Raw genomic sequence first — 401 nt, 5'->3', positions numbered from 1 at the left:
GTATGGCACAGGGTGACGCGATCGCTCACCGGCAGCCCCCATGCTTTGAACTGCAGCAACCGAGCCGAGTGGCTGGCCGGCAGCTCGCCGCCCTCCAGCACGCCCACGCCGTAGCAGAAGAAAGTAAGCGGTCGCTTCGCAGTGATGCGCGGATCGAGCTGGCGCAGCGAACCCGCTGCCGCATTACGCGGGTTAGCAAACACTTTCCCGCCGGTGCGGCGAGCTTCCTCATTGATTTTTTCAAACCCGGCCTGCGGGAGGAACACTTCCCCACGTACCTCAAGGCGTGCAGGAATATTCTCGCCATGCAGCTTGAGGGGGATGGCGCGAATAGTTCGCACGTTAGAGGTAATATCTTCGCCGGTGGTGCCGTCGCCGCGGGTTGCCGCCTGCACCAACAC

General features: G+C 62.6%; 1 pseudogene. It reads right to left on the bottom strand.

The window, feature by feature from the left end:
- Positions 1-401, bottom strand: a pseudogene (locus FJV41_RS56365) (NAD-dependent DNA ligase LigA); the annotation flags it as partial.

This window comes from Myxococcus llanfairpwllgwyngyllgogerychwyrndrobwllllantysiliogogogochensis, from assembly GCF_006636215.1.
Taxonomy (GTDB): Bacteria; Myxococcota; Myxococcia; order Myxococcales; family Myxococcaceae; genus Myxococcus; species Myxococcus llanfairpwllgwyngyllgogerychwyrndrobwllllantysiliogogogochensis.
The sequence above is the reverse complement of the archived record's forward strand: the minus strand, read 5'-3'. Positions and strand labels throughout refer to the sequence as shown.